Source organism: Streptomyces sp. NBC_00448, from assembly GCF_036014115.1.
In the GTDB taxonomy this organism is placed as follows: Bacteria; Actinomycetota; Actinomycetes; order Streptomycetales; family Streptomycetaceae; genus Actinacidiphila.
Window position 1 is genome coordinate 2,947,223 of the sequence record NZ_CP107913.1, and the last position, 26,285, is coordinate 2,973,507.

A 26,285-nucleotide genomic window follows, 5' to 3' on the forward strand; every position below is an offset into this window, starting at 1 on the left:
CGGGCCCGTCGGGTGCCGCATTCCGGATTCCGGGGGGAAGCGATGGCGGAGCGCTGGGGCCTGATCGTCGAGGAATCGAGGATCAAGAGCTACCACAACATGCTCACCGAACTGCTCACCACCGTGCTGGAGGTGTTCACCGGCAGCCGCGCGGAGGCCCTCGCCCGGCTGGAGAGCCACGCCACCACCTATCAGCCCCGCCGGATGCGGTTCCCTCCGAGGACCCGGCTGTTCCGGACGGCGGACGGCTTCCTGCTGGTCTGCGGCGACGCACCGAGCGAGTACGACAACGGCTACTCCTTCGTCTGCCGCTTCACCGTCGCGGAGCTGCTGCGCGACAGCGAGGACACGCGGCGGGTGGCCGAAGCCGAGTCGCAGGCCCAGGCCGAGGTGAAGGCCCGGTTGAAGGCCGAGGAGCGGGCGGCGAAGCGCCGCGCGCGCCGCGGCTACTGATCCGGCGCGGGCCGCGCCCAGGACATTTGTCCCGGCCACCCCACCACATTCGCGTCTGCCGGACCGCCGCCGCTCCGCCGTAGCTTCATGGACATGGCGGATACCTCTTCACTCGCGCGGTCGGTGGGCCCCACGGCCGCGGCGCCCACCCCTCCCCCGGCGGTACGGTTCTCGGCCGTCCACAAGCACTTCGGCCCGGTGCACGCGATCGCCGGTCTCGACCTGGACATCGCCCGCGGCCAGACCCTGGCGCTGCTCGGCCGCAACGGCGCGGGGAAGTCCACCGCGATCTCGCTGATGCTCGGCCTCGACCAGCCGGACGGCGGCGAGGTGCGACTGTTCGGCGGGGCGCCGCAGGACGCGGTCAGGGGCGGCCTGGTGGGCGCGATGCTCCAGGACGGCACCCCGATCCCGCGGGTGACCGTCCGCGAGTGGGTCGGCTTCGTCGCCGCCACCTACCCGCGGCCGATGCCGGTCGCCGAGGCCCTCGCGCTCGCCGGGATCGGGGAGTTGGCCGGGCGGCGGGTGGACAAGCTCTCCGGCGGGCAGGCGCAGCGGCTGCGGTTCGCGCTGGCCGTCGCGGGCAACCCGGCGCTGATCGTGCTGGACGAGCCGACCGCCGCGCTGGACGTGGAGGCGCGGCGCGGCTTCTGGCGCTCGATGCGCGGGTACGCGGCGCGCGGCAACACCGTGGTCTTCTCGACGCATTACCTGGAGGAGGCGGACGAGAACGCCGACCGGGTGCTGGTGATCGACCGGGGCCGTACCGTGGCCGACGGCAGCGGCGAGCAGATCAAGCGGGCGGTCGGCGGCACCCTGGTCTCCTTCGACCTGGCCGGGCGGGGCAGCGCGGGGCTGCGCGACCTGCCCGGGGTGACCTCGCTCGAAGTGCGCGGCGACCGTGCGGTGCTGCGCAGCGCCGACTCCGACGCGACGGTGCTCGCGCTCGCCGCGGCGGGCCGGGTACGGCGGTTGGAGGTGGCGGCGGCGAGCCTGGAGGAGGCGTTCCTCAGCCTGACCGCCCACCCGGACCCGGGCCCGGGCTCGGGCGCCACCCCGGCCACGCCCCAGGGTGCGGACTCCGCCGCCGGCTCCGGGACCTCCCTGGCGGTGACCCGATGAGCGCCGCCGGCAAGGCCCTCGCGCCCGTACCCGGGGTGACCTCACCCGAGGAGGCGGGGCACGAGGCTGCGGGGCGCGAAGCGGCGCCCGAGGTGTACGGTCCGCCCTTCCCCCGCCCCGCCTCCTCCCTGCGGCCGTTGCTGGAGTACGTCCGGCTGGAGGTGCGCCGCACGCTGCGGGACGGCGGGTACGCCGTGATGGGCGTGGTGATGCCGGTGGCGATGTACCTGCTCTTCACCAACCTCGGCGTGGGCGGCGACGCCGACTTCAGGGGCGACTACGCGCAGTACTCGATGATCGGGATGGCCGCGTACGGGGCGCTGGGCGCGGCGCTCGCGGTGGGGTCGGGGGTCGCGGAGGACCGCGGGCGCGGCTGGCTGCGGCAGTTGCGGGTGACGCCGCTGCACCCGGTGCAGGTGGTCGCCGGTCGGGCACTGACCGCGGGCGTCACGGTGCTGCCGGCGATCACGGCGGTGCTGGCCGCGGGCGGCCTGGTCAACGGTGTGCGGCTGGCGGTGTGGCAGTGGCTCGCCGCCGGGGTGCTGCTGTGGCTGGGCACCATCCCCTTCACCCTGCTCGGCCTCGGCAACGGCTACGCGCTGACCGGGCAGGCCACCGGCGTGGTGAGCATGGCCTGCATGATGGGTCTCTCGGTGATCGGCGGGCTGTGGATTCCGGCCGGCGCCTTCCCGCCCTGGTTGCGCGCGATCTCCCGCTGGACGCCCACCGCCCGCTTCGGCGACCTGGGCTGGAGCGTCCTGGAGCACCATGGCCCCGGTTTGGGTACGGTGGCGGTGCTCGTCGGCTGGCTGCTGGTCTTCGCCGGCTACGCGGTGTTCGCCTACCGGCGCGGGGCGCGTACCGCATGACCATCACCACGCCGCACGTGCGGGCGCCGCGCGAACCCGACGCGGCGCGACACCGGACGGGGACGGGGATGGCGGTGGACGCGAGACAGGCGTCCGGCACGGCGGACGGCGCCGCGGCGGACCAGGACCAGAAGCGGAGCCTGGCCGGCGGCCGCACCCCGGCCATGACCACGGGCCCGGACCCGGTCCAGGACACGGAGTGCCGCAGGAAAATGTGGTGGCGCCGGTCCGAGCGGTTCGAGGACGAGATCGACCAGCTCAAGAAGCCCGACGGCAAGGCGCTGATCCCGTGGCTGCTGATGGCGGTCGGCCCGGCCAGCGACCTGTTCAACGGCCGGGTCGGCAACCCCTGGCCGGCCGGCGCGGGGCTCGCCGTGTTCTGCGTGCTGTATGTGCTGACCGTGCGCTCCGCGTTCAGCCCGCGTCTGGGCTCCGGGCCGGTGCCGCTGCGCCTGCTGGCCTGCCTGGGCGCGACCACCCTGGCGCTTTCGATCGGCTACGGCGGCAACTTCCCGCTGCTGTTCGTGCTGGTGTCGCTGTGTGTGGGCAGCGTGGCGAGCAGCCGCCGCATCCTGGGCCTGCTGCTGATCCCGACGAGCGCCGCGGCCGGGATCGTCTCGGGCGTGCACCACGAGAGCTTCTGGTCGACCACCAGCCTGTCGTACGGGACGTTCCTGTCCGGGCTGGTGGTGTCGGTGATCATCACGCTCTTCCAGGCGGTGGACCAGCTTCGCTCCACCCGGCAGGAGTTGGCCCGGGCCGCGGTCGCGCAGGAACGGCTCCGGTTCTCCCGCGACCTGCACGACCTGCTGGGGCACACCCTGTCGGTGGTCGTGGTGAAGTCCGAGGCGGCCCGCCGGCTCGCCCCCCGCAACCTGGACGCGGCGCTCGCGCAGGTCGCCGACATCGAGGCGGTCGGCCGGCAGGCGCTCACCGAGATCCGCGAGGCGGTCACCGGCTACCGCGAGGGCAGCCTGTCCACCGAACTGGACCGGGCCCGCTCGGCGTTGACCGCCTCCGACATCGAGGTGGTGGTCCAGGAGTCGGGCCCGCCGCTGCCGCCGCAGACCGAGGCACTGCTCGGCTGGGTGGTCCGCGAGGGCGTCACCAACGTCGTACGGCACAGCCGCGCCTCCCAGGCCACCATCGAACTGCGCACCGGTGGGGGCCACGCGCACCTCACCATCACCGACAACGGGATCGGCCCCGCCGCGGCCGCCGCGCCCGACCCCCACCTGCCCACCGGTATGGGCACCGGCCTGCGCGGCCTGACCGAACGCCTCGCCGCGGCCGGCGGCTCCCTGGCCTCCGGTCCGGCCCACGGCGGCGGCTTCCGCGTCGCCGCGGTCCTCCCGGTGGAGGAGGCCCCGTTGTAGACGACCGGCCCGCGGGTGCGGGGTCAGGCGCGGTTGACGCGGCCGGCGATCGCGTGGGCGACGACCAGGTAGACGGCCGCGGGCAGGCCGTAGTTGAGGACAGTGCGCCACTTGGCGTTGTCGACGGTGAACAGGTCCTTCGACCAGGTCGCGAGCCAGTTCGCCGAGTGGTGGACCCAGTTGACGAGGTCGTTGGCGCGGTTCGCGTCCAGGACGAAGAAGATGATCCAGAGGATCAGGATGAGTGCAGCGATGTCTGCGGCGATGAGGATGATCACCGCGGCGGGGTTGCCGCCATACCGTCTGGCCATGGCTGTCGCATTGCCCGGTTGGCGTCGGTGAAACCTGGCGCGGGCGGCCGTGGTTGTGGTGGACCTGCCACCCGCGGCGGTCGGCGGATCAGGTCCGCCCGCCGTCGACCCGTACCGGTCCGCGCCGCTCGTAGACCGTCACCCGGCGGCCGCGGACCCGTACGTCCGCCACCGGTGTGAAGTACTCCCGGAGCACGGCGAGTTTCGCGCGGTCCCGCGCGCCCGGGTTCTGCCCCGCGGCCTGCGCCGCGTCCGTCACCAGCAGGATGCGCGGCCGGGCCAGCATCGCGGCCCTGATCCGCGCGGGGGTAGTCTCCCGGCCCGCCAAGGTGCCGGACTGCGTGGGACCTTCTTCCAGGGCGACGTCCCGCAGACCGTTGAAGTCGCCGGGGCAGACGTACGCCGAGTCGCGCCGCCAGGTGGGCACGAAGACCACCCCGTCCCCGGGCGACTTCATCCGCGCCACGTCCGCCGCGGCCGACATGACGTCGTCCACCCGGCTGGCCGGGGAGCGTTCGGCCAGCGACTGCGGGAGCAGTGCCAGCGTGGCCAGGGCGAGCGCGACCGGGACCAGCCGCGGCGCCGCCGTCGGGAAGCGCGGGGTGGCCGCGCGCACCGCCGCGGCCAGTCCCGCGCCGACCAGCAGCGCCAGGCCGAGCAGGCTGAAGACGACATACCGGTCGAGGTACAGCGGATGGGCCACGGACACGCCGATCAGGCCGAGTTGGGGCACCGCGAGCAGCGGCAGCCCGACCGCCGCCGCCGACAGCCGGCCCGCCCGCGGCCGGTCGACGGCGGCCCCGACGGCGCCGATCGCCACCAGCACCACCGGGCCGATCAGCATCTGCCAACTCAACGGCGGTATCCACGCCACCTGTTGGGCCTGGCCGCGGCTGAAGAGGATCAGCGGCAGCACCCCCGCCGTCGCGGCCACGGCCGCCGTCAGCCAGCGTGTCCACACCTCGCGCCCGGCCCGCGTCCACGCCAGGGTCGCCAGGTGCGCGGGCAGGATCAGCAGCGACAGCCAGTTCAGCAGCCCGCAGGCCAGGACCGCGGCACCGTAGGCCGCCCAGCGCCGCAGGCGCGCCGCCCCGGGGAGCTCCTGCAGGAGGGTCACCAGCAGGAGCGTCGAGATCCCGGCTCCGGCCGTGACCATCGCGTACGGGCGGCCCTCCTGGAGGTAGAACTGCACGGCCGGGAGCAGCCCGAACACCATCCCCGCGCCCCGGCCCGCCCAGACACCGGCCAGCCGGTGCCCGACGACGGCCACGCAGCCGGCCGCCACCGCCATGGCCAGCACCGACGGCAGCCGCAGGGTGGTGGTGCTCGCCCCGAAGCACACGAAGCACTCGTGCATCAGCAGGTAGTACAGGCCGTGCACGGCGTCGATGTTGCCCAGCATGTGCATGATGTCGGCGGGCGACCGCTGGGCCGCCTGCCAGGTCGCGGCCTCGTCCCGCCAGACGCTGTCCTGCCGGGAGATCCCCCACCACCCCAGCGCCAGCGTCCACAGCACCGGTAGCGGCCATACGGGCATGCGTCGCCCGAGAACGTCTGTACGAACTGTCACGGACTGTAGGACGCGAAAAACCCGCCATACGTTCTCTGAGCTGCACATTCCGTATGTAGAGGTCCGCCCGCGCGGAGATCTCGACAGCCGGCGGCATACGGCCGGTGACGGTCCGCGCCCTCGGCCGGCGGCGGAACGGCGGGCGCCGGCCGCGGCCCCTCCGTACGGGCGTCCCCCGCTGGCGGCCCCGTGGCAGCCGGGTGATGCTGCGGGAGCGGGCACACCGCCCGCACACCCCCACGCCCCGGAGGTACCCGTGCCGACCGGCTTCCCCGTGCGCCGGGCGCTGACCGCCCTGCTGCTGGCCGCCGCCCTTCTGGTACTGCCCGCGTGCGGCAGCAACACCGCCTCGACCGCCTCGCACGCGTCGAGCAGCAGCCCGAGCCCGACGACGAGCGCGCAGCGGCAGAAGCTCGCGAAGACCCGTTTCGTGGCGAACGCGGGGCTCGCCGCCGGGGCGACCTACCAGTGGATCGTGAAGCCGTACAAGGCCGGCAAGTTCAAGAAGGGCGCGCACGGGCGGACCGTCGCGCTGATCAAGGCGGGCCTGGCCGGCACCTTCGCCTACAACCGGCTCAAGGCGGCCTCGGTCAACGCCAAGGGCGACCCGACGCTCAACAGGCTGATGGCGCCGGTGACCGCGGGCATCACCGCGCTCAAGGACCTGCCGTCCAAGCTGCGCAAGGGCGAGAACCCGGACTCGACGGTGAGCAGTTTCAACGACGTGATCAACGAGGTCAAGGACGCCGGGAAGAGCGCGGGCGCCGATGTGAAGGACAAGGTGCCCTCGCTGTCCCAACTGGGAAGCTGACCGCGGCAGCGGCAGCAGCGCCCCTTGGACGCGCCGACGGCCGGCCGCCCCCTTGTCGAAGGGGGACGGCCGGCCGTCGTGTGGTGCCAGGTACTGAAGACCGTGCCCGCCCGGCGAACCGGCCCGACACCGTAAGGCGCCCGCGTGGACGCCCGCGGGTCAGCCGCGCTGGATGCCGCTGCTGTCCTGGAGGACGCCGCGGCGCCCGTCCTGGGTCTGCGCGATGAGCGCCTGGCCGCGCTGGTCCACCGCGAGGTACCAGGTGCCCGGGGCCAGCTCCGCGATCTGCCCGCCGCTGCCGTCCTCGGCGAACAGCGGCCGCGGCACCGGCACCGCGAACCAGAACGCGGTGAAGTCCGCGGACGGGGTCGGGGCGGCGGTGGTCGGCTGCGAGTGCACGTTGGGAGCGGGGGCGCCGCCACCGTACGGCGGCTGCGGGGCCGGGGCGCCGCTGTAGGCCGGGTCGACCGACTGGGCGCCGCCCGGGTAGCCGTAGCCGGCCTGCGGCGGGGTCATGCCGTAGGGCTGCTGGGGGGCGCCGACGCCGTACGGCTGCGGCTGGCGCGGGGCGCCGGCCAGCGGGGCCTTCAGCGCGGGCAGCCGGCTGTTGAGCACCGCGGCCACGGCGATCACGATGCCGAAGATGAGGGTCAGCCAGGCGCCGACCTTCTTGTCGACGCTGTCCTGGTTGTTGAAGAGCGTCGACCACACCGCGGTCCAGCCGACGAACAGCGACAGCGCGATCGTCCACTGGTCCAGGGTCAGACCCAGCAGCTGCCGGCCCGCGAGCTGCCCCGACCGGGCGAAGAGCAGAGCCGCGGCGGCGATCACCGCGGCCAGCGTCACCGACGGCAGGATCGGGAAGGTGGCCGAGTGCCACAGGTTCTGCGAGCTGTGGGAGACGCCACCGGCCACGGAGTAGCCGCTGGGGTAGCTGTAGAACGGCAGGAAGGAGGCGATCAGCAGCAGCGCCGCTGAGCCGATCACCAGGCCGTCTCCTCGGGTCAGGGAGCGGATGTTCACGTCGGGTCCTGTCCTTTGCGATGCGAGATGCGGGAAACGGTTCGTCGGGGCGGGAAACGGTGCCCCATCGTACGGGTGTGATCTTTGGCCGGGTGTCAGGTATGGGTCTTGGTGCACGATCCATACCGGACTGCTACAGCCCTGTCACCTCTTCCCGTCGGCAGGCCCCGCGGGGGAACCCTCGAGAAAGGCGGTGAGGCCGTCGGCGATCCCCTGGGCGGCGCGCTGCCGCCAGGAGGGGCTCGTCAACGACGCGGCGTCCTGCTTGTCACGCATGTTGCCGCACTCGATGAACACCTTCGGCACGGTGGAGAGGTTGAGCCCGCCGAGGTCGTCGCGCACCATCAACCCCTTGCCGCCGCCGAGGTAGTTGGCGAAGGGCTCCCCGGTCGCCGCCTTGAAGTGCGCGCGCAGCGTGGTGGCCAGCCGCAGCGAAGGCGCGGCGATCGCACGGGTGTCGGCGGTGCCCGCGTGCAGCGACTTGGGCGCGATCACGTGGAAGCCGTGCGCGCCGGCGGGCGCGCCGTCCGCGTGGATGGACAGCGCGGCGTCGGCGTGCGCGGCGTTGCCGATCCGGGCCCGCTCGTCGACGCAGGGTCCGTACGGGCGGTCGCCGTTCTGGGTCAGGACGACCTTCGCGCCGCGCGCGGCCAGGATCGTCCGCACCCGCCGGGAGACGTCCAGGGTGTAGGACGCCTCCGGGTAACCGGCGTTGGTCTCGGTGCCCGTGGTGTCGCATTCCTTGCGGTTCGTCCCGATGTTCACCAGCCGGTTGATCTCTTTGGTGTGCTGGTAGTTGGTCGGGTTGTGCCCGGGGTCGAGTACGACGACCTTCCCGGCCAGGGGAAGCGTTTCAGCAGACGGCGTCGCCGAGGAGGGAGAGGAGGCTGTGGCGCCGGGCGCGGCCGTGCCGGCGCCGGCGTTCTTCCCGTCGGCGGCTCGCGCGCTGCCGGTGCTGTGCGTGCCGCCGGAACCGGAGCCCGAGCCCGCCGCTGATCCGCAGCCGCTCAGAAGCACCGCCGCCGCCACCACGGCCGCTGCGACGATTCCGCCGCCACGACCGCCCCCGTGTGACCCGTTGCTGAACACGCCCGCGACTCTATAGGCCCGAGCTGTCACCTTGCACCCTGCGTTACTATTTGCGGCCGTCCGCGACCCCGGCAGGCCCGTCGAGGCTCCCGCTCCCCCGCCGCAGCACCCGCAGCGTGCGGGTCACCGACACCTCGGTGAACGCCCCGGAGGCCAGCGCCCGCCGGTAGACGCGGTAGGGCGCCTGGCCGCCGTCGGCCGGGTCGGGGAAGACGTCGTGGATCACCAGCAGGCCGCCCTCGGCGAGCAGCGGCGCCCAGCCCTCGTAGTCGCCGTTCGCGTGCTCGTCGGTGTGGCCGCCGTCGATGAAGACCAGGCCGAGCGGCTGCCGCCACACCTTCGCGACCTGCGGCGAGCGGCCGACCACCGCGATCACGTGGTCCTCCAGGCCGGCCGCGTACAGGGTGCGGCGGAAGTGCGGGAGGGTGTCCATCCGCCCGAGTACGGGGTCCACCAGCTCCGGGTCGTGGTACTCCCAGCCCGGCTGCTGCTCCTCGCTGCCGCGGTGGTGGTCGACGGTCACCACGACGGTGCCGGCCGCGGCGGCGGCCTCCGCGAGCAGGAGCGTGGAGCGGCCGCAGTACGTGCCGACCTCCAGCAGGGGCAGCCCGAGACCGGCCGCGGCCTCCTTCGCGGCGGCGTGCAGGGCCATGCCCTCGTCGAGCGGCATGAAGCCCTTGGCGGCCTCGAAGGCGGCGAGTACGTCCTTGTGCATGCCGCCAGCGTAGGCGCTCCGGCGCCCCGCGGCTGCTCCCCGCATCCGGCCGTGACCAGCAGTGACGGGTCAACTCGTATGGCCTGGACGGCAGTTCGTGCCTACCCTGGCCGGGTACGTTCCGGCAGGTTCCGCAGGTTCACCAAGCCCGAGGAGTCTCATGTCCGCACCTGGTCAGGCCCATGACATCCTGTCGCCGGAGTTCGCCGAGGACCCCTATGCCAGCTACCGGGTGATGCGGCGGGAGACGCCGCTGGTCTGGCACGAGGCCATGCAGAGCTACATCGTGTCGCGCTACGAGGACGTCGAACGCGCCTTCAAGGACAGCACCTTCACCACCGACAACTACGGGTGGCAGATCGAGCCCGTGCACGGGCGGACCATCCTCCAGATGAGCGGCCGCGAGCACTCGGTGCGCCGCGCGCTGGTCGCGCCCGCCTTCCGCGGCCGGGAACTCCAGGAGAGGTTCCTGCCGGTGATCGAGCGCAACTCCCGCCGGCTGATCGACGGCTTCCGCGGGTCGGGCTCGGCCGAGCTGGTCGGGCAGTACGCCACCCGCTTCCCGGTGAACGTGATCGCCGACATGCTCGGCCTGGACCAGGCCGACCACGACAGGTTCCACGGCTGGTACACCTCGGTGATCGCCTTCCTCGGCAACCTCGCCCAGGACCCGGAGGTCACCGCGGCCGGCGAGCGGACCCGGGTGGAGTTCGCCGCCTACATGCTGCCGGTGATCCGGCACCGAAGGGAGCACCTCGGCGACGACCTGCTCTCCGCGCTGTGCCGCGCCGAGGTCGACGGCACCGCGATGGACGACGAGGACATCAAGGCGTTCTGCAGCCTGCTGCTGGCGGCCGGCGGCGAGACCACCGACAAGGCGATCGCGAGCGTCTTCGCCAACCTGCTGCGCCACCCGGACCAGTTGGCGGCGGTGCGTGAGGACCGCGGCCTGATCCCCCGCGCGTTCGCCGAGACGCTGCGCTACACGCCCCCGGTGCACATGATCATGCGGCAGGCCGCCGAGGACGTGCCGGTGGCCGGCGGCGTCATCCGCAAGGGCAGCACCGTCACCTGCCTGATCGGCTCGGCCAACCGCGACGAGCAGCGGTACGCCGACCCGGACACGTTCGACATCTTCCGGGCCGACCTGAACAGCACCAACGCGTTCTCGGCCGCCGCCGACCACCTGGCGTTCGCGCTGGGCCGGCACTTCTGCGTCGGCGCGCTGCTGGCGAAGACGGAAGTGGAGGTGGGGGTGGACCAGTTGCTCGACGCCATGCCGGGGGTCAGGCTCGCGCCGGGCGAAGTCCCGGTCGAGCGGGGCGTGTTCACCCGCGGCCCGGCGTCGGTCCGGGTGGAGTTCGACCCGGCGTGACCTCCGGCCGGCACCGGCCGCCCGTCCGGCACAGACCCGCTCAGCCGGCACCGGCCGCTCAGGCGACATCAGCGGCTCGTCCGGCGTGCGCCGCTCAACCGACGTACGCCGAGGTGAAGTGGACGGGCAGCACGTCCAGGCCGCGCATCCAGATCGACGGCCGCCAGGCCAGCTCCTCCGGCCGCACCGACAACTCCACGTCGGGCAGCCGGTCGAGCAGCACCTCCACCGCGGTGCCGGCGATCGCCTCGGCCAACTCCGGTGCCGGGTAGGGGCAGCGGTGCTCGCCGTGGCTGAAGGAGACGTGCGCGCTGTTGCCGCCGGTGCCGGCGTGCCCGTCGGGGCGCACCTCGGGGTCGGTGTTGGCCGCGGCCAGCCCGAGCACCACGCAGTCGCCCTGCCGGATCTGCCGGCCGCCCAACTGCGTGTCCCGGGTGGCCCACCGGCCGATGAAGTTCTGCGTCGGGGTGTCCTCCCACAGCACCTCGTTGAGCGCCTGGCCGGCGCTGCCGCGGCCGCCGGACAGGGTGACGGCGAACCGGTCGTCGGTGAGCATCAGCCGCAGGGTGTTGCCGATCCAGTTCGCGGTCGGCTGCTGGGCGGCGGCGATCACCGAGATCAGGTCCTGGACGATCTCCATGTCCGCGAGCCCGGCCGGGTGGGCGAGCATCCGGGAGGTCACGTCCGGCCCCGGCACCACGCGCCTGCTGTCCAGCAGGGCCTGGACCCGCTGCTGGACCCGCAGGTAGGCGGCCACCGGGTCCTCGCCCTCGGCCGCGTCCAGCGACAGGGTCAGGTCGCGCACCATGTCGGCGGTCTGGGACTCGGGCAGCCCGCACATCCAGATCGCCGCCAGCAGCGGCAGCCGGTGGGCGTAGTCGGCCATCAGGTCCGCGCGGCCGCGGCCGGCGAAGACGTTGATCAGCCGGTCGGCGACCTCCTCGCAGTGGCGTTTCAGCTCGAACTGGTCGACCTCGGCGAGCGCGTCGCTGATCACCCCGGAGCGCCGCCGGTGCGCGGCGCCCTCGGCGAAGAGCACGGACGGCTGGTAGCCCACGTAGGGCAGCAGCGGCCAGTCCGCCGGGATGGCCTCCCACTGGTTCCAGCGGCGCGAGTCGCGGGCGAACAGCTCGTCGTTGGTGGTGACGTAGTGCAGTTCGCGGTAGCCGAGCACCAGCCAGGCGGGCACGCCGCCGTCGAGCAGCACGGGCGCCACCGGGCCGTGCGCGCGGCGCAGTTGCTGGTAGAGCTGGGCCGGGGTCTGCTGGAACTCCAGGCCGCCCAGCGCCACCGCGCCGGGTCGGGCCGGGCAGTGCGCGGGCGGTGCGGACAGCACGGGACCCGCAGGGGCGTGGTCGGTCACAGGGCCATCTCCTGGGCACGGGACAGGGCGTAGAGGTGGTCGACGAGCGTGATCAGGACGGTCTTTCCGGACTCCCGGTCGCGCGCGTCGCAGTCGATCAGCGGGACGGCGTCGTCGAGGGTGAGGGCGTCCCGTATCTGGTCCAGGGTGTGCAGCGGCGGCCCGAAGTTGTTGCGGGCCACCACGAACGGCAGGCCGTGGTGCTCCAACCGGTCGATGGCGTACCAGGAGTCGGCGACCCGGCGCGGGTCCACCAGCACCACGGCGCCGAGCGTGCCGGAGAAGAGCCGGTCCCACAGGAACCAGAACCGCTCCTGGCCGGGGGCGCCGAACAGGTACAGCACCATCCGCTCGTTGAGGCTGATCCGGCCGAAGTCGAACGCGACCGTGGTGGTGACCTTGCCGTCCACACCGGTGGTCTCGTCGATGCCGACGCCGGCCTGCGTCATCGTCTCCTCGGTGTTCAGCGGGCGGATCTCGCTGACCGAGCGGACCATGGTGGTCTTCCCGACGCCGAACCCGCCCACGATGACGATCTTCAGTCCGTCGTCCGCGGTGTCGGCCAGCGGCGCACGCGCGAACGGTTCAGAGCCTGCGGAGTCCAACGAGCACCTCCTTCAGGAGTGCGGAGTCGGGCAGCTTGGCGCCCGCGGACGTGCGGGGGTGGCGGGCGGTGACCTTGCCGGCGTCGAGGAGGTCGGCCAGCAGGATGCGCACCACGCTCACCGGCAGCCGCAGGTCGGCCGAGAGCTCCACGACCGCCGTCGGTGTGCGGCAGATCCGCAGGATGGCGACGTGCTCGGACTGCATGCCGGCCGACGGCTGCGACTCGCTGACGATGAGGGCGACCAGGTCCAGCCGCGCGTCGTCGGCACGGCTGCGGCCCCCGGTGACGGTGTAGAGCCGGTCCGGGTTCTCGCCCGCGACGGACCCGCGCGTCATACGGAGTCCTCACCGGGCCTTCGCGGCGGCGCGGTCAGGTAGTCGCCCAACTGCTCCACCAGTTCGCTGGTGTTGTGGCCGATCATCCCGGCGTCGGCGTCCTGCGCGGCCACCACCGCGAGGTGCGCGCCCTCGCCGGCCTCCACGATCACCAGCAGGCCGCCGTGGAACTCGGTCATCGACTGGCGCACGCCGCCACTGCCGTCCCCGAACTCCACGGACGCGCCGTGCGACAGGCTCTGGATGCCCGATGCGATGGCGGCGAGCTGGTCGGCCTGGTCGACGGTCAGGCTCGCGGAGCGGCTCATCTTGAGGCCGTCCCGGGAGAGCACGAGGGCGTACCGGCTGCCGGGAGTGCGCTCCAGGAGGCTGTCCAGCAACCAGTCCAGGTTGCGATCGGTGGTCTGCATCGCGGTGGGGGGCCGCCCGGCACTGCTCCGGGTCGCGGGCCCCTTCCTCCAATCTGTCGTCCTGACGGGGGGTTCGGGCGTGGGTGCCACGTCTTTACGGCGAGGGGGCGTCGTTCTGCGGTGTGTCCCGCCGCGCGTCACGCGAGCCGGGTCGCGGCGCCTGCGGCCGTACGTCCTCGGGTGCGGCGGCGCGGCCACGGGCGGCCTGCTCGCGCTGGCGTTTGCCCGCCGCGACGAACGCGCCGAAGCGGGCGCCCATGTTGCCGGTGGCGGGCCGGGGTTCGGCCGACGGCGCCTGCGCGGGCATGGGGTGGTCGGCGTCGGCGAGGGTACGGCCGCGGACGCGCTTGGGCAGGACGAACAGGTCGTCGTCGGTGCCGTCGGCGGGGGGCGGGGGCTCGGGGGCGGGTTCGCGCGCGGGCGCGGGGGCCGACGCGGGCCTCGACTCGTACGCGGGCGCGGGCTCGTACGCGGGCCTCGACTCGTACGCGGGCGTGACCGTCGGTGCGGGCCTGGCCGTGGAACCGGTCGCCGTGGCGCCGGGCGGCCGGGCGGACCAGGCGCTCCCCTCGGCGGGCGCGGCCGGCGCGGGCACGGTCCGTGTGCCGCGGGCGGCCTGCCCTGCCTGCCGCATCGGCAGCCCGCCGGGCCCGATCACGGGTTCGCCGGACGCGGCAGGACCGCTCCCGGCGGGCGCGCCCGTCCGCGGCTGGCCCGACTCCCGGGACGCCGCGGACCCTTCCGGGTTCTCCCGCGGCCGCGTGATCAGGTGCTGCGGGATGAGCAGCAGCACGCCGGTGCCGCCCCGCGAGGAGGGCCGGAAGTTGACGGTCAGCCCGTACTTCCCGGCCACACCGCCGACCACCGCGAGACCGAGCCGGGTGCCGGACAGGGTGCCGAGCCGCAACGGGTCGTGCGAGACGGCGTGCTGCGCGCGGCGCAGCGCCGGCGGGCTCATCACCAGGCCCGCGTCCTCGACGGTGATCACCACGCCGGTGGTCAGTTCCTCGACGTAGATGTGCACGGTCTCGGTCGGGGGCGAGAACCGGGTGGCGTTGTCGACGAGTTCGGCGAGCGCGTGCATGACGCCCTCGGCCGCGTGGCCGACGACCGCGGCCTTGCTCGTCGAGTGCAGCCGGACCCGCTGGTAGGCGCTGATCCGGCCGATCGCGCCGCGCAGGACGCTCTCCATCACGATCGGCTTCGTCCAGCGCCGCCCGGACCGGCCGCCGGTGAGCACCGCGATGCTGTCGGCCAGCCGTCCGGTCTGGGCGGTGGCGTGGTCCAGCTTGAGCAGATCACCGAGAACCTCCTGGTCGTAACGGTTCTCCATCTGACGCAGGTCGGCCATCATCGTCGTGGTCAGCGCCTGGACCCGGCTCGCGGCGTTGGCGCACGCCGCGAGGGTGGCCGCGCGCAGCCGTGAGCCGTTGGCGAGTTCGCCGGTGAAGACCTCCAGGACCCGGCGGTGCCGCGGGTCGGTGAGTGCGGGTGCGCCGGCCAGCGCGGTGCCCGCGGAGGCGCCCGCGCCGAGCCGCCCGACCATCTCCGGGATCGCCTGCTCCACCAACACGGCCGCGTCGGCGCCCAGTTCCTCCAGGCGGGCCCGCAGCCGCTCCGACTCCGCCCGCGCCGCGATCAGTTCGGCGCCCACCGCGTCCGCCTCGGCGGCCATCTGCGCCACCCGCCGCTGGTGCCCGTCGATGTACGCGTCCGACTGGGCGACCCGGCGGCGCAGTTCGGCGGTCCTGCTGTCGGCGGCGGCGAGCCGGGCCGCCGCGACCCGGCCGCGGTGCGCCATACTCCCGGCCCACGCGACGGCCGCCACCAGCAGCACGCCGTAGCCGATCGCGACCGCTTGCACCCAGGTCCGCGCGTCCCGCGGGGCGCCCAGGGCGAGTCCGGCGCAGGCCAGCCCGCAGACCACCACCGCCCCGAGGGCGAGGGCCGGGGTACCGGGGAGCGAGCGCGTGCCGGCCGGCCGGCCGGCGGGTGAACGATCTGACATCTATCGGTCCTCGTGATCGGTTGGAGGCACGGCGAGGAGCCAGGGAAGCGGAATGCGCGGTGCGGACCGGTAAGCGGGACGGTAATCCGCCGACACCGTGACCGGCCGAGGCGATCTGCGTACCGCCCGCGGGCATTCGGGGGCGATATCAGTGGTCGGAGAGGGAAATCGGTGACGACGCCCACCCGTCGAAGCCCGTATTCGCATGAGGGTTCCCGGACGATCCATGCCATTGCTGATCCGTGGTCGACCCCGCGCCGGGCGCACCTTAACTTCGGCGTGGGCCAGCGTACATGATGGTCCGCCGACTCCCGGGGACCGGCAATCCGGCCCGGAAGTCGCTCGTTCGGGCGACGTTTTCGGTGAAGCGGCTCCGGATATCAGCGGGGTGCGATAGGGCCGCGCGGGGTGACGGTTCCGATCGGATCTTGTGCCTTCCGGATTATCGCGGAGTGGTGATTATCGCGGCCGGGCGGATTTCCGGGGCGGGAATTCCCGCGGCGGCCTTTGGGGGGTGGGGTGTTGGGGGCGACGGCGGGCGGATGCCGGAGGCGACGGCGACGGCGGAGGTCCGCCTCGGGGCCGACCGGGGGCGTAGGTCCCGGGTAGGTCGAAATCCCGATGCCCGGAGGCGGGTCAACCGAGAGGATGGTCGTATGAGCGAACTCCTGGGGCGGCGCGCGCCCGCCTCCCGCACCCGCCGTACCGCGCCTCCCGCCTGGGCGGTGCTCGCGGCGGTCTGCGCGGGCCAGTTCCTGGTCGTGCTCGACGTCTCGGTGGTCAACGTGGCCCTGCCGTCGATGCGTACGGCACTGCACCTCAGCGACAGCGGCCAGCAGTGGGTGGTGAACGCGTACGCCCTGACCTTCGCCGGTTTCCTGCTGCTGGGCGGCCGGGCCGCCGACCTCTTCGGCCGCAAGCGCACCTTCCTGGTCGGGCTGGGCCTGTTCACCGCGGCGAGCCTGGCCGGCGGCCTCGCGCAGGACAGCTGGATGCTGATCAGCGCCCGCGCGGTGCAGGGCCTCGGCGCGGCGGTGCTCGCCCCGACCACGCTGTCCATCCTCACCACGTCCTTCCCCGAGGGTTCCGAGCGCACCCGGGCGATCGGCACGTGGACGGCGGTCGGCGCCGGCGGCGGGGCGGCCGGCGGCCTGGTCGGCGGGCTGCTCACCGACTACCTGTCCTGGCGCTGGGTGCTGCTGGTCAACGTGCCGGTGGGCGCGCTGGTGCTGGTGGGCGCCGCGCTGTGCCTGACCGAGAGCCGCGCCGACCGGGCCCGCCGGCTCGACATCCCGGGCGCGGTCCTGGTCACCGCGGGCGTGGCCGGGCTGGCGTACGGCATCGCGCAGAGCGAGTCGCACGGCTGGGCCTCGACGCGCTCGCTGCTGCCGCTGATCGCCGGCGCCGTGCTGCTCGCGGCGTTCACGCTGGTCGAGGCGCGTACGGCGGCGCCGCTCATGCCGCTGCGGCTGTTCCGGGTGCGGTCGGTGTCCGCGGCGAACACCGTGCTGCTCGGGTGCGGCGCGGCGACCTTCGGGACCTGGTACTTCCTCTCCCTCTACATGCAGAACGTGCTGCACTACAGCCCGGTACGGGCCGGGGTCTCCTTCCTCCCGCACACCGTCGCCATCATCATCGGCTCCAAGCTCGCGCCTCGTCTGATGGGACGGGTCGACGCGCGACTGGTCGGCGCGGCCGGCGGGGTGCTTTCGGCGGCCGGGCTGGCCTGGCAGAGCACGCTCACCGTGCACGGCGGCTTCGCCGGGACCATCCTCGGGCCGGGCATGGTCACGATGTTCGGGGCGGGGCTGCTGATGACGCCGATCGCTGCGGCGGCCACCTCCGGGGTCGCCATGAGCGAACAGGGCATCGTCTCCGGCCTGCTCAACACCTCACGGCAACTCGGCGGCGCGCTCGGGCTCACCATCCTCGCGACGGCCGCCGCCGACCGCGCGTCCACGCGCGGCAGCCACGGAGCGGACGCCGCGCACGCGCTCACCGCGGGGTACGGTCTCGCGTTCCTCATCGCCGCGGGGTTCCTCGCGGTCGGCACCGCCCTGATCGCCCTCCTCCCCAACCCGACCCCCAAACCGGCGTAGCTCCTGCGGAGTGCCCCAGCCGCCCCGGGGGTGCCCTCACGAGCGACGGCACCCCTCCCCAGCACCGGGCCACCCTCCCGGACCACGTCCACCACCCCGCCTGCGCGGCCACCCCCACGGAACACGTCCACCACCCCCGCCGCCGCGGGCACCCCCACGGAACACGTTCACCATCAGGGGCGCGGGGAACTGCGCGCGCAACCCACCACCGGCCGGTGGTCCGGCAAACCCGCCACGGGGGCAAGGCCGGCGGGCCCAGCACACCACCGCTGTGGCTGGCCGCGCAGTTCCCCGCGCCCCCAGGGGCACCCACCCCCACCAGCGCGGGCACCCTCACGGAAGACGATCACCCCCAGGGGCGCGGGGAACTGCGCGCGCAACCGGCCACCAGCCGGCGGTCCGGCAAACCCGCCACGGGGGCAAGGCCGGCGGGCCCAGCGCGCCACCGATACGGCTGGCCGCGCAGTTCCCCGCGCCCCCGGAAGGAACCGCCGCCCGCAAAGAGCCCCGGCTCCGGGGAGGGGCGAGGGGCGCCGCCGCCCGGGGAGGGCCCGCGCCCCGGGGAGGGGCGAGCTAGAGCCAACCGTTCTGCCGAGCGCAGCGCACCGCTTCGATGCGGTTGCGGGTCCCCGTCTTACCGATGGCCGCGGAGAGGTAATTCCGCACGGTGGACTCGGAGAGGAACACGCGCTGGGCGATGTCCGCGACGGTCGCACCGTCGGCCGCGGCGTTGAGCACGTCCTGCTCGCGAGGGGTCAGCGGGCTGGGCCCCGCGCTGAGCGCGGCCGCGGCCAGCGCGGGGTCGATCACCCGCTCCCCCCGCAGCACCTTGCGGATCGCGTCGGCGAGCTGCTCGACCGGCCCGTCCTTCACGAGGAATCCGGCCGCACCCGCCTCCATCGCCCGCCGCAGGTAACCGGGGCGGCCGAACGTCGTGAGGATCAGCACCCGGCACGACGGCAGCTTCTCGCGCAACTCCGCGGCCGCGTCCAGCCCGCTGCGCCCGGGCAACTCGATGTCCAGTAGCGCGATGTCCGGCCGCGCGTCCAGCGCCTCGGCCACGATCCGGTCCCCCGCCTCCACCTGCGCGACGACCTCGATGTCGTCCTCCAGGTTCAGCAGCAGCGCCAGCGCCCCCCGCATCATCCCCTGGTCCTCGGCGAGAAGCACGCGTACGGGCTGCTCCCGCCGCTCCCCCCGCCCACCGCTCGCATCGCTCATCCGCCCAGCCTAGGGCGTGGCCGCCCGGAGGCGTTCAGCAGCAGGGGGACGGGAGGGTGGTCGGGAGGTCGTCGGTGGAGAACACGGCAGTGGTCGCGGTGTCGCCGCAGAGCGCGGCGACGGCGAGGAGGAGGGCCGCGGCGGTCCAGGTGGTGCGCTCGGCTGGCCAGACGGCACGGTCGGCGAAGACGTAGCCGGTCCAGTAGAGGCCGTCGTCGGCGCGCAGGTGCTGGATGTCCGCGAGGACCCCGATCGCACGGTCGGACTGGCCGATCGCCCAGAGCGCCAGGGCGAGTTCGGCGGACTCGCCACCGGTGACCCACGGGTTGGGGTCGACGCAGCGGACACCGAGCCCGGGCACCACGAACCGGGACCAGCCGGCGTCGATACGGTCGAGGGCCGCGGGCCCGCGCAGGGTACCGGTGAGGACCGGGTAGTACCAGTCCATGGAGTAGCGGGACTTGTCGAGGAACCGCTCGGGGTGCCGGCGCACCGCGTGACCGAGCGTGCCGGCCGACAACTCCCAGTCCGGCTGCGGCTCTTCGCGGTGCTCGGCGATGGCCAGGGCGCAGCGCAGCGCCTGGTGGATCGAGGAACTCCCGGTGAGCAGCGCGTCGTTCACGGCGGTGCCGTCGGCGTCGCGCTTCCAGCCGATCTGGCCGCCGGGCCGCTGGAGCGCGAGGACGTACTCGACGGCCGCGTGCACGGTCGGCCAGATCCGGTCGATGAACGCGTCGTCGCCGGTGGCGAGGTAGTGGTGCCAGGCGCCGACGGCCACGTAGGCGCAGAAGTTGGACTCGCGGCCGAGGTCGGTGGGGTGGTCGGCGCTGCCGTCGTGGTAGGCGGCGTACCAGGAGCCGTCGGGGTTCTGGTGCCGGGCCAGCCAGTCGTACGCGGCCTGCGCGCGGTCGTGTTCGCCGGCCGCGTCCAGGGCCATCGCCACCTCGGTGTGGTCCCACGGGTCGAGGTGGTGGCCGCGGAACCACGGGATCGCCCCGTCGGCACGCTGCGCCGCGGCCATGGCGGCGACGGTCTGCTCGGCCTGCTCGGCGGTGAGGACCCCGGGCAGCACCAGGCGGTCGGTGCGGCGGCCCTGCCCCCCGAGGCTGGGCGAGGTCACTTGGCGCGGTCCGCGGCGAACCCGACCGCTTCGCCCGCGAGTTCGGCGGACCCACCGGAGCCACCGGACTCCCCGGACCCAGCGGACGCGTCTGACGCACCGGCCGCCCCCGACCGCGCCGGGCGCATCGCCTGCTCGGGCAGCCGCGGCTTCGTCGCGTACGCCACGAAACTCTTGCCGACCACCGGGTTGAGCACCTGATCGGCGAGCCGGGTGGCCAGCGGCTTCTTCATGATGTCCCACACCAGCAGCTTGTGGTACAGCTTCACCGGCAGCGCCTGGTCGTTGTCCACGCCGACCGCGCACTTGATCCACCAGTACGGCGCGTGCAGCCCGTGCGCGTGGTGGGTGCCGTACGGCTTCAGGCCCGCCTCCCGCATCCGGTCGAGGAGTTGGTCGCCCTTGTAGATGCGGATGTGGCCGCCCTCGACCTCGTGGTAGGCGTCGGACAGCGCCCAGCAGATCTTCTCCGGGCCGTAGCGCGGCACCGTGACGGCGATCCGGCCGCCGGGCCGCAGCACCCGGACCATCTCGGCGAGCACGCCCTTGTCGTCGGGGATGTGCTCCATCACCTCGGAGATGATCACGACGTCGAAGCTCTCGTCGGGGAACGGGAGTTGGAGCGCGTCGCCCTCCATCGCCAGCGCCGACGCGCCCGCCGGCGCCTCCCCGGCCTCCCGCATCGCCGCGAACCACTTGGCGACCTCGCGGATCTCCTCGCCGTTGCGGTCCAGCGCGACGACCTGCGCGCCGCGCCGGTAGCACTCGAAGGCGTGCCGCCCGGCCCCGCACCCGAGGTCGAGGACGCGGTCGCCCGCGGCGAGCGGGAAACGGGTGAAGTCGACGGTCAGCATCAGCGATTGCTCCCCACGGGGTTTCCCGGATGTGCGGTCTTGGGGTGGCCGTCCCCCGGCGCCTTGTCGGCTCCGACGAGTCCGGCAGGTCCGGCAGGTCCGGCAGGTCCGGCAGGTGTGACGGCTACAGGTTCTTCGGGGGCTTCGGGGTGTCCGGCGCCCGCGCCGGCGCCGTGTACGCCGGCACCCGCGGCCGCCAAGCCCGTACCGGCGTCACCCGTACCCGGCGCGCGTACCCGTACCGGCCCGGGATGCGCCGCGATCGCCGCGCGGTACAGCTCGGCGGTGGCCTCGGCCGCCCGCGTCCAGGTGAACCGGGCGAGCACCCGCGCCCGCCCCGCCGCGCCGAGCCGCGCCCTCAACTCCGCATCGCCCAGCAGCCGTTCGAGCGCGGCGGCGAGCGCGCCCGGGTCGCCGGGCGGCACCGCGAGGCAGGTCTCGTTGTCCGGCCCGGCCACCTCCGGTATCGCGCCGCCGGTGGTGGCCACCAGCGGCGTGCCCGTGGCCATCGCTTCGGCGGCCGGCAGCGAGAAGCCCTCGTACAGCGACGGCACGCAGGCGACCTCGGCGCCGCGGATCAGGTCGACCAGCTCGGCGTCGCTGATCCCCTTGACGAACTCGACCGCGTCGGCGAGCCCGAAGTCGGCGATCGCGCGGGCCACCGGGCCCCGTTCGGGCCGTTTGCCGACCACCACGAGGTGCGCCCCGGGCCGCTGGGTGCGGACCTTCGCCAGCGCCTCGACGAGGAAGACCAGGCCCTTGAGCGGCACGTCCGCGCTGGAGGTGGTGACGATCCGCCCGGGCACCTCGGGCACCGACGGGTCGGGGGCGAACAGCCGGGCGTCCGCGCCGATCGGCACGGTGTGCACCCGGTCGGGCCGCACCCCGAGGTCGGCGACGATCTCCTGGCGCGAGGAGCCGGAGACGGTCAGCACGGACGGCAGCCGCCGGGCCACCCGCTTCTGCATGCGGGTGAAGCCGTACCAGCGGCGTACCGACATCCGCTTGCGGCGGTCGGCCGCGGCGGCCAACTCCAGGCGGCGGTCGACGGTGATGGGGTGGTGGATGGTGGTGACCAGCGGCAGGCCGAGGCCGAGCAGGCCGTACCCGAGCGTCTGGTTGTCGTGCACCACGTCGAAGTCGGCCCGGCGGGCGGCGAGATGGCGCCGTGCCCGCAGGCTGAACGTCAGCGGCTCCGGGAAGCCGCCGGTCCACATCGTGCCGACCTCCAGCGCGTCGACCCAGTCGCGGTACTCCGCCAGGCGCGGGGTGCGGAACGGATCGGGCTGCCGGTACAGGTCCAGGCTGGGCAGCTCGGTGAGGGTGACGCCCTCGCCGAGCGCGTCCAGTACGGGATAGGGCTGCGCGCCGATCACCTCGACGCGGTGGCCGAGCGCGGCCAGTTCGCGGGACAGGTGCCGGACGTACACACCCTGGCCGCCGCAGAACGGATTGCCCTTGTAGCTCAGCAGCGCGATCCGCAGTGGCCCGGACTGAGAGGTCACTCCGGCTCCCTTCTCGCTGCGATTGGGCCGGAGCGTAACCGGTCGCGCTAATCTAGAACAAGTTTCAGACTGGATCGTACAGGGGGCGGGTTCGGCCCCTCGCACCCGGCTGCCATCATGCACACACCATGAGCCGGGGCGCGCGGCACGCGAACCGGCTCCCGCCCGGACCCGCGCCGGCAGGCCGACGGCACCCCCGCAGCCACCACCCCGAGGTACGGCACAGGTACGACACCGGCACGGCAGAGGACAGTACGGATGAGCGCACACCCCAGACCACCGGCCTCGGCGCTGACCGCGCGGCAGGAGGCCCGGCGCAACCGCATCCTCGCCGCCAGCACCGAGCTGGCCTGCGGCGGCGGCTTCGACGCGGTGCAGATGCGGGAGGTCGCCGAGCTGTCGGAGGTCGCCCTGGGCACCCTCTACCGCTACTTCCCGTCCAAGATCCACCTGTTGGTGGCGGTCATGGAGGACCAGCTCGGCCAGTTGCAGACGGCGCTGCGCACCCGCCCGCCGTCCGCGTCCGCTCCGGGCGACCGCGTCGCCGACACCCTGCTGCGTGCCTTCCGCGCGCTCCAGCGCGAGCCGCTGATCGCCGACGCGATGTTCCGGGCGATGATCTTCGCCGACCGCTCGGTACGCGCCCAGGTCGACACGGTGTCCCGGCTGACCACCTCGATCATCGTGGAGGCGATGGGCCGACCGGGGACGCCGCAGCCGGGCGGGGACGGCACCGGGGAACCCGGCGCGGGCGGGGCGCACCCGGCGTCCGGGCTCCCGGCCGGGCTTCCGGCCGAGCTGCTCTCGGCCGTCCGGGTGATCGAGCACACCTGGCACGCGGCCCTGGTCGGCTGGATCTCGGGCCGTGCCTCGGTCGCCGAGGTGACGGAGGACATCCGCACGGCCTGCGGCCTCCTCGACATGGCGGCGACGCCGAACTGACGGCACCACGGCGCCCCGGATCGACCGCGCGACGGCTTCCCGCACGGTCGGCGCGACGGCGCCCCCGGGGCGGAGAGCGGGCGGGCGCCAACGCCTCCGGGCCACCGCTCCACGCCCTCGCGCGCACCACTACCACGTCACTACGTTCGGTATCAGCTCGACTACGGTGAATTACTCCGATGGGAGGGCGCGCGTCCGCGCACCGCGCGCTCCTGGCGCCTCCCACCACTCCATCTCTGCACCCGGCAGGCGGTGAAGTTCACCCGCACGGGGTGATCCGCCGGGTATGAATGGGTTCGCGTTCGTCCCGGGGGTCGCGGACATCACCCGCAGGGGGATCGAGGGCGGCGCACCGAAGCGACCACGCGAGGGGAATGCCCGGTGATACGTGTACTGGTGGCCCATGACACCTGCCTGCTGCGCTCCGCACTGGCGGCTCTGCTGGGCCGGGAGGCGGACTTCGAGGTGACGGACACGGCCTGGCCGCGCCTGGCCGAGTCCGCGCGGGACTTACGGCCGGACGTCTGCGTGGTCGACGCGGACTGTACGGGGTGGCGGCAGCACATCGGCGGAGCGGGCGGGCCGCTCAGCGGCGCGCTCGGCAGACCGGGCCGCGCCACCGCGGGCGCGAGCGCCGTCCGCGGCAGGGGCGGCGCGCGCGGCGCGGGCTTCGGCACGGGCGCCGGAACGGGGGCGGGCCTCGGGTCCAGGTCCGGCGGCGGGTCGGGGGCGGGCGGCGTCGGGGGCGCGGGGGCGCGGGGAGGAGGCCGACCGGTGAACGGCGGTAATTCGGGGGTCAGTTCGGGGAACGTCGGCGCCGGGGGCGCCGGTAATGGGGGCGGCGGCCTGTCCGGCCCGCTCCACCCCACCACGCACGGCACGGCCACCGTCGGCCCCGGCAGCGGGCTCGCCCGCGCCCGGTGCGCGCTGGTCGTGCTCACCGGCGCGGGCAAGCCGGGCGACCTGCGCCGGGCCCATGAGGCACACGCCCTGGGCTTCGTGAACAAGGACCGGTCGGCCGACAGGCTGCCCACCGCCGTCCGCCAGGCCGCCCAGGGGAAACGGTTCGTCGACGAGTCGCTCGCCGTGGAGTTCCTGCACGCGGCCGAGATGCCGTTGACCCGGCGGGAGTTGAGCGTGCTGTCACTGAGCGCCGAGGGCGCCCCGGTCACCGAGATCGCGCACCGGCTGCACCTGTCCGACGGCACCGTGCGCAACTACCTCGCCGCGATCACCCGGAAGACGGGGGCCCGCAACCGGGTGGACGCGATCCGCATCTCGCAGGTCGCCGGCTGGGTGTGAGGAGGCCGCGGCGGCCGCGTCCTGGGGATCGGCCGCCGCGGCGGCGTCGGACTCGACGTCAACGCTACGTTCGGGCTCGGCTTCGGCTTCGGCTTCGGCTTCAGCGTCGGACCAGCCGCCCACCAGGTCCCGGTAGAGCGCCGAGCGGGCCGGCAGGTCCTCGTGCGTACCGCACACCGCGCGCGTGCCGTCCAGCACGAGCACCCGGCCGGCCCGCCGGGCCGAACTCATCCGGTGCGCGATGACCACCAGGGTCCCGCCCGGCCGCCGGGCGAACGCCTCCTCGGCGACGGCCTCGGCGGCCGGGTCGAGATGGCAGGTCGCCTCGTCCAGCACCACAAGTCCCGCCGGGGACAGATACGTTCGGGCCAGCGCGATCAACTGCCGCTCGCCCGAGGACAGCCGGGCCGGGTCGAGCTCGGCGTCCAGCCCGCCCAGCGCGGCCACCAGCGGCCCGGCCCCCACCACGTCCGCGGCGGCGAGCAGTTCACCGTCCCCGGGCTCCCCCGAGGCATCCGGCTCCGCGGGGTCCCTCAACTCGCCTGGCCCGGGCCGCAGGTACGCCAGGTTCTCCCGCACCGTCCCGGTCAGGACGTACGCCTCCTGCGGCACGAGCGCGGGGCGGCCCGCGGTCCGCACGTCGCCGCGGTCGGGGCGCAGCAGGCCCGCCGCGAGGGCGGCCAGGGTGGACTTGCCGATGCCGCTCGGGCCGACCACGGCGAGGTGTTCGCCCGCCGCGACCGTCAACTCCAGTTCGTGCAGGACCGGGTCCGCGCCGGGCCCGTAACCGAAGGTCACCTCGCGCAGGTGCAGCACGCAGCCGGGTGCGTCGGGGTACTCCACCACCGTGTCCGTGGCGGGGAGCTGGTCCGCGTCGCCGCCGATCCGTCGCAGGACGACGCCGAGCCGGGTGCCGGCCGCGCCCAGCGTGTGCACGAGGTTCTGCAGGGCCGGTTGCAGGGACTGGGTGAGGTAGGTGAGCGCGCCCAGCAGGTCGCCCGGGGTGAGCCGGTGGGTGCGGATCAGCCAGGGCGCGGCCACCAGCAGGAGCAGCACGGGGAGTTGACCGCCGACGGCGAGTGCGGCGGCGCGCAGCACTCCCCAGCGGGCGAGCGCCCGGGCGGTGTCCAGCGCGGTCTCCGTGCGGGCGTCGGCGCGGGCGGACATCAGCGGTTCCGCGCCGCACGCGGTGATGTCGCGCAGGCCGCCGGCGAGGGCGCCGCACTCCTCGGCGAGCGCCTCGTCGGCGGCGAGGTAGGCGTGCTGGCGGCGGGCCAGCGGGCGCAGGCCCGCCGCGAACAGCGCGACCCCGACGGCCAGCGGCGGCAGCACGATCAGCAGCAGCACGGGGGCGAGCGCGCACATCCCGGCGAGCGCGCCGGCCGCGGTGAAGGCGAACGAGCGCAGCACCAGGACCAGGCCGCCGAACGTGTCCCTGGCGATCTCCACCTGGTGGGTCAGCCGGGAGACGACGGCGCCGTCTCCGGCCCCGCGCCCGCGCACCGAGGCCCGCAGCCCGCCGCGCACCACCCGTGTCACGAGGGTGTCCCGCAGCGGCTCGACCAGTCCGGCCAGCCCGCGGAAGACCCGCGCGGTGCCGTACGCGCCGATTGGCACCGCGACGGCCGCCAGCGCGAGCCACCACAGCCCCGCGGCGTCACGCCCACGCAGGAACCCGTCATCGAGCGCCTTCGCGACGGCGTAGCCCACCACGAACGTCTGCACCGACTCCACCACCGACCAGCCGGCCAACACCCCCAGGCCCCGGGCCCGCTGCCGCAGATAGCCACGCATCCGCACCACAC

At 74.1% G+C, this 26,285-nt stretch carries 23 protein-coding genes and 1 pseudogene; 9 read left to right on the plus strand and 15 right to left on the minus strand.

Annotation, left to right across the window (positions count from 1 at the left end; translation table 11 throughout):
* Positions 1 to 42: 42 nt before the first annotated feature.
* The 4 genes from OG370_RS12425 (at position 43) to OG370_RS12440 (ending at position 3,820) form a co-directional block, all read left to right on the plus strand.
* On the plus strand, positions 43 to 453 hold the full coding sequence (locus OG370_RS12425; RefSeq protein ID WP_328463539.1) for a hypothetical protein: 411 nt from the start codon (positions 43 to 45) through the stop codon (positions 451 to 453).
* A 93-nt stretch (positions 454 to 546) separates the two neighbouring features.
* The gene (locus OG370_RS12430; protein WP_328463541.1) at positions 547 to 1,575 is read left to right on the plus strand and encodes an ABC transporter ATP-binding protein; all 1,029 of its coding nucleotides are present in this window, start codon (positions 547 to 549) and stop codon (positions 1,573 to 1,575) included.
* Positions 1,576 to 1,712: 137 nt separating this feature from the next.
* Entirely contained in the window at positions 1,713 to 2,444 is a 732-nt protein-coding gene (locus OG370_RS12435) for an ABC transporter permease (RefSeq protein ID WP_328474040.1), read from the plus strand.
* Positions 2,445 to 2,656: 212 nt separating this feature from the next.
* Complete coding sequence (locus tag OG370_RS12440) at positions 2,657 to 3,820, plus strand: sensor histidine kinase (RefSeq protein ID WP_443060862.1); 1,164 nt, start codon at positions 2,657 to 2,659, stop codon at positions 3,818 to 3,820.
* A gap of 23 nt (positions 3,821 to 3,843) precedes the next feature.
* Here the strand turns inward: OG370_RS12440 and OG370_RS12445 are convergent, their stop codons facing one another.
* Both OG370_RS12445 and OG370_RS12450 read right to left on the minus strand, forming a co-directional pair.
* Positions 3,844 to 4,131, minus strand: coding sequence for a hypothetical protein (locus tag OG370_RS12445; protein WP_328463545.1), 288 nt, complete (start codon positions 4,129 to 4,131; stop codon positions 3,844 to 3,846).
* A gap of 88 nt (positions 4,132 to 4,219) precedes the next feature.
* Complete coding sequence (locus OG370_RS12450) at positions 4,220 to 5,668, minus strand: hypothetical protein (protein ID WP_328463547.1); 1,449 nt, start codon at positions 5,666 to 5,668, stop codon at positions 4,220 to 4,222.
* A gap of 289 nt (positions 5,669 to 5,957) precedes the next feature.
* Between OG370_RS12450 and OG370_RS12455 the strand changes: the two genes are divergently transcribed.
* Complete coding sequence (locus OG370_RS12455) at positions 5,958 to 6,512, plus strand: hypothetical protein (protein ID WP_328463548.1); 555 nt, start codon at positions 5,958 to 5,960, stop codon at positions 6,510 to 6,512.
* A gap of 159 nt (positions 6,513 to 6,671) precedes the next feature.
* Here OG370_RS12455 and OG370_RS12460 read toward each other — a convergent pair whose 3' ends face one another.
* The 3 genes from OG370_RS12460 to OG370_RS12470 form a co-directional block, all read right to left on the minus strand.
* Positions 6,672 to 7,535, minus strand: coding sequence for a hypothetical protein (locus OG370_RS12460; RefSeq protein ID WP_328463549.1), 864 nt, complete (start codon positions 7,533 to 7,535; stop codon positions 6,672 to 6,674).
* A 144-nt stretch (positions 7,536 to 7,679) separates the two neighbouring features.
* A complete protein-coding gene (locus tag OG370_RS12465) occupies positions 7,680 to 8,624 on the minus strand; it encodes an N-acetylmuramoyl-L-alanine amidase (RefSeq protein WP_328463550.1) in 945 nt (314 codons plus the stop codon).
* 46 nt (positions 8,625 to 8,670) lie between these two features.
* Positions 8,671 to 9,339: a class I SAM-dependent methyltransferase gene (locus OG370_RS12470; RefSeq protein ID WP_328463551.1), complete on the minus strand. Its 669-nt coding sequence runs from the start codon at positions 9,337 to 9,339 to the stop codon at positions 8,671 to 8,673.
* A 160-nt stretch (positions 9,340 to 9,499) separates the two neighbouring features.
* Here OG370_RS12470 and OG370_RS12475 point away from each other — a divergent pair, with 160 nt between their 5' ends.
* Positions 9,500 to 10,714 carry a cytochrome P450 gene (locus tag OG370_RS12475; protein ID WP_328463552.1) on the plus strand — a complete coding sequence of 405 codons (1,215 nt, stop codon included), beginning with the start codon at positions 9,500 to 9,502 and terminating at the stop codon, positions 10,712 to 10,714.
* Positions 10,715 to 10,808: 94 nt separating this feature from the next.
* On the opposite strand, the gene OG370_RS12480 is transcribed toward OG370_RS12475, so the two are convergent.
* The 5 genes from OG370_RS12480 to OG370_RS12500 form a co-directional block, all read right to left on the minus strand.
* Positions 10,809 to 12,077 carry a cytochrome P450 gene (locus OG370_RS12480; protein WP_328463553.1) on the minus strand — a complete coding sequence of 423 codons (1,269 nt, stop codon included), beginning with the start codon at positions 12,075 to 12,077 and terminating at the stop codon, positions 10,809 to 10,811.
* Positions 12,074 to 12,682 carry a GTP-binding protein gene (locus tag OG370_RS12485; protein WP_328463554.1) on the minus strand — a complete coding sequence of 203 codons (609 nt, stop codon included), beginning with the start codon at positions 12,680 to 12,682 and terminating at the stop codon, positions 12,074 to 12,076. The genes OG370_RS12480 and OG370_RS12485 overlap by 4 nt, the downstream gene beginning before the upstream one ends.
* A complete protein-coding gene (locus tag OG370_RS12490; RefSeq protein ID WP_328463555.1) occupies positions 12,663 to 13,019 on the minus strand; it encodes a DUF742 domain-containing protein in 357 nt (118 codons plus the stop codon). The genes OG370_RS12485 and OG370_RS12490 overlap by 20 nt, the downstream gene beginning before the upstream one ends.
* Entirely contained in the window at positions 13,016 to 13,429 is a 414-nt protein-coding gene (locus tag OG370_RS12495; protein WP_328463557.1) for a roadblock/LC7 domain-containing protein, read from the minus strand. The genes OG370_RS12490 and OG370_RS12495 overlap by 4 nt, the downstream gene beginning before the upstream one ends.
* Before the next feature lie 94 nt (positions 13,430 to 13,523).
* Positions 13,524 to 15,437, minus strand: a complete 1,914-nt coding sequence (locus OG370_RS12500; protein WP_328463559.1) for a sensor histidine kinase — start codon at positions 15,435 to 15,437, stop codon at positions 13,524 to 13,526.
* 656 nt (positions 15,438 to 16,093) lie between these two features.
* Between OG370_RS12500 and OG370_RS12505 the strand changes: the two genes are divergently transcribed.
* Positions 16,094 to 17,536: an MFS transporter gene (locus OG370_RS12505; protein WP_328463561.1), complete on the plus strand. Its 1,443-nt coding sequence runs from the start codon at positions 16,094 to 16,096 to the stop codon at positions 17,534 to 17,536.
* 573 nt (positions 17,537 to 18,109) lie between these two features.
* Here the strand turns inward: OG370_RS12505 and OG370_RS12510 are convergent.
* The 4 genes from OG370_RS12510 to OG370_RS12525 are packed head-to-tail and all read right to left on the minus strand — an operon-like array spanning position 18,110 to position 22,236.
* Positions 18,110 to 18,757, minus strand: a complete 648-nt coding sequence (locus OG370_RS12510) for a response regulator transcription factor (RefSeq protein ID WP_328463563.1) — start codon at positions 18,755 to 18,757, stop codon at positions 18,110 to 18,112.
* A 34-nt stretch (positions 18,758 to 18,791) separates the two neighbouring features.
* Positions 18,792 to 19,877 (minus strand): prenyltransferase, encoded by a 1,086-nt coding sequence (locus OG370_RS12515; RefSeq protein ID WP_443060655.1) that lies wholly within the window; start codon positions 19,875 to 19,877, stop codon positions 18,792 to 18,794.
* Complete coding sequence (locus tag OG370_RS12520) at positions 19,874 to 20,731, minus strand: class I SAM-dependent methyltransferase (protein ID WP_328463565.1); 858 nt, start codon at positions 20,729 to 20,731, stop codon at positions 19,874 to 19,876. Before OG370_RS12520 ends, OG370_RS12515 begins: the two co-directional genes overlap by 4 nt.
* Positions 20,731 to 22,236, minus strand: a complete 1,506-nt coding sequence (locus OG370_RS12525) for a glycosyltransferase family 4 protein (protein WP_328463568.1) — start codon at positions 22,234 to 22,236, stop codon at positions 20,731 to 20,733. The genes OG370_RS12520 and OG370_RS12525 overlap by 1 nt, the downstream gene beginning before the upstream one ends.
* A 258-nt stretch (positions 22,237 to 22,494) precedes the next feature.
* On the opposite strand from OG370_RS12525, the gene OG370_RS12530 reads away from it, so the two are divergent.
* Both OG370_RS12530 and OG370_RS12535 read left to right on the plus strand, forming a co-directional pair.
* The gene (locus tag OG370_RS12530) at positions 22,495 to 23,178 is read left to right on the plus strand and encodes a TetR family transcriptional regulator (protein WP_328463570.1); all 684 of its coding nucleotides are present in this window, start codon (positions 22,495 to 22,497) and stop codon (positions 23,176 to 23,178) included.
* A gap of 381 nt (positions 23,179 to 23,559) precedes the next feature.
* A complete protein-coding gene (locus OG370_RS12535) occupies positions 23,560 to 24,480 on the plus strand; it encodes a helix-turn-helix transcriptional regulator (RefSeq protein WP_328463572.1) in 921 nt (306 codons plus the stop codon).
* Between the two features lie 330 nt (positions 24,481 to 24,810).
* Here OG370_RS12535 and OG370_RS12540 read toward each other — a convergent pair.
* Positions 24,811 to 26,274 (minus strand): annotated as a pseudogene (locus OG370_RS12540) (ATP-binding cassette domain-containing protein); the annotation flags it as partial.
* Between the last annotated feature and the right edge of the window lie 11 nt (positions 26,275 to 26,285).

Excerpts from the sequence above, each read along its gene's own strand:
- OG370_RS12470 (WP_328463551.1), bottom strand. The coding sequence starts at position 9,339 with ATGCACAAGGACGTACTCGCCGCCTTCGAGGCCGCCAAGGGCTTCATG.
- OG370_RS12520 (WP_328463565.1), bottom strand. The coding sequence starts at position 20,731 with ATGCTGACCGTCGACTTCACCCGTTTCCCGCTCGCCGCGGGCGACCGC.
- OG370_RS12495 (WP_328463557.1), bottom strand. The coding sequence starts at position 13,429 with ATGCAGACCACCGATCGCAACCTGGACTGGTTGCTGGACAGCCTCCTG.
- OG370_RS12475 (WP_328463552.1), top strand. The coding sequence starts at position 9,500 with ATGTCCGCACCTGGTCAGGCCCATGACATCCTGTCGCCGGAGTTCGCC.
- OG370_RS12430 (WP_328463541.1), top strand. The coding sequence starts at position 547 with ATGGCGGATACCTCTTCACTCGCGCGGTCGGTGGGCCCCACGGCCGCG.
- OG370_RS12490 (WP_328463555.1), bottom strand. The coding sequence starts at position 13,019 with ATGACGCGCGGGTCCGTCGCGGGCGAGAACCCGGACCGGCTCTACACC.
- OG370_RS12510 (WP_328463563.1), bottom strand. The coding sequence starts at position 18,757 with ATGAGCGATGCGAGCGGTGGGCGGGGGGAGCGGCGGGAGCAGCCCGTA.
- OG370_RS12445 (WP_328463545.1), bottom strand. The coding sequence starts at position 4,131 with ATGGCCAGACGGTATGGCGGCAACCCCGCCGCGGTGATCATCCTCATC.
- OG370_RS12440 (WP_443060862.1), top strand. The coding sequence starts at position 2,657 with ATGTGGTGGCGCCGGTCCGAGCGGTTCGAGGACGAGATCGACCAGCTC.
- OG370_RS12530 (WP_328463570.1), top strand. The coding sequence starts at position 22,495 with ATGAGCGCACACCCCAGACCACCGGCCTCGGCGCTGACCGCGCGGCAG.
- OG370_RS12505 (WP_328463561.1), top strand. The coding sequence starts at position 16,094 with ATGAGCGAACTCCTGGGGCGGCGCGCGCCCGCCTCCCGCACCCGCCGT.
- OG370_RS12425 (WP_328463539.1), top strand. The coding sequence starts at position 43 with ATGGCGGAGCGCTGGGGCCTGATCGTCGAGGAATCGAGGATCAAGAGC.
- OG370_RS12500 (WP_328463559.1), bottom strand. The coding sequence starts at position 15,437 with ATGTCAGATCGTTCACCCGCCGGCCGGCCGGCCGGCACGCGCTCGCTC.
- OG370_RS12450 (WP_328463547.1), bottom strand. The coding sequence starts at position 5,668 with ATGCCCGTATGGCCGCTACCGGTGCTGTGGACGCTGGCGCTGGGGTGG.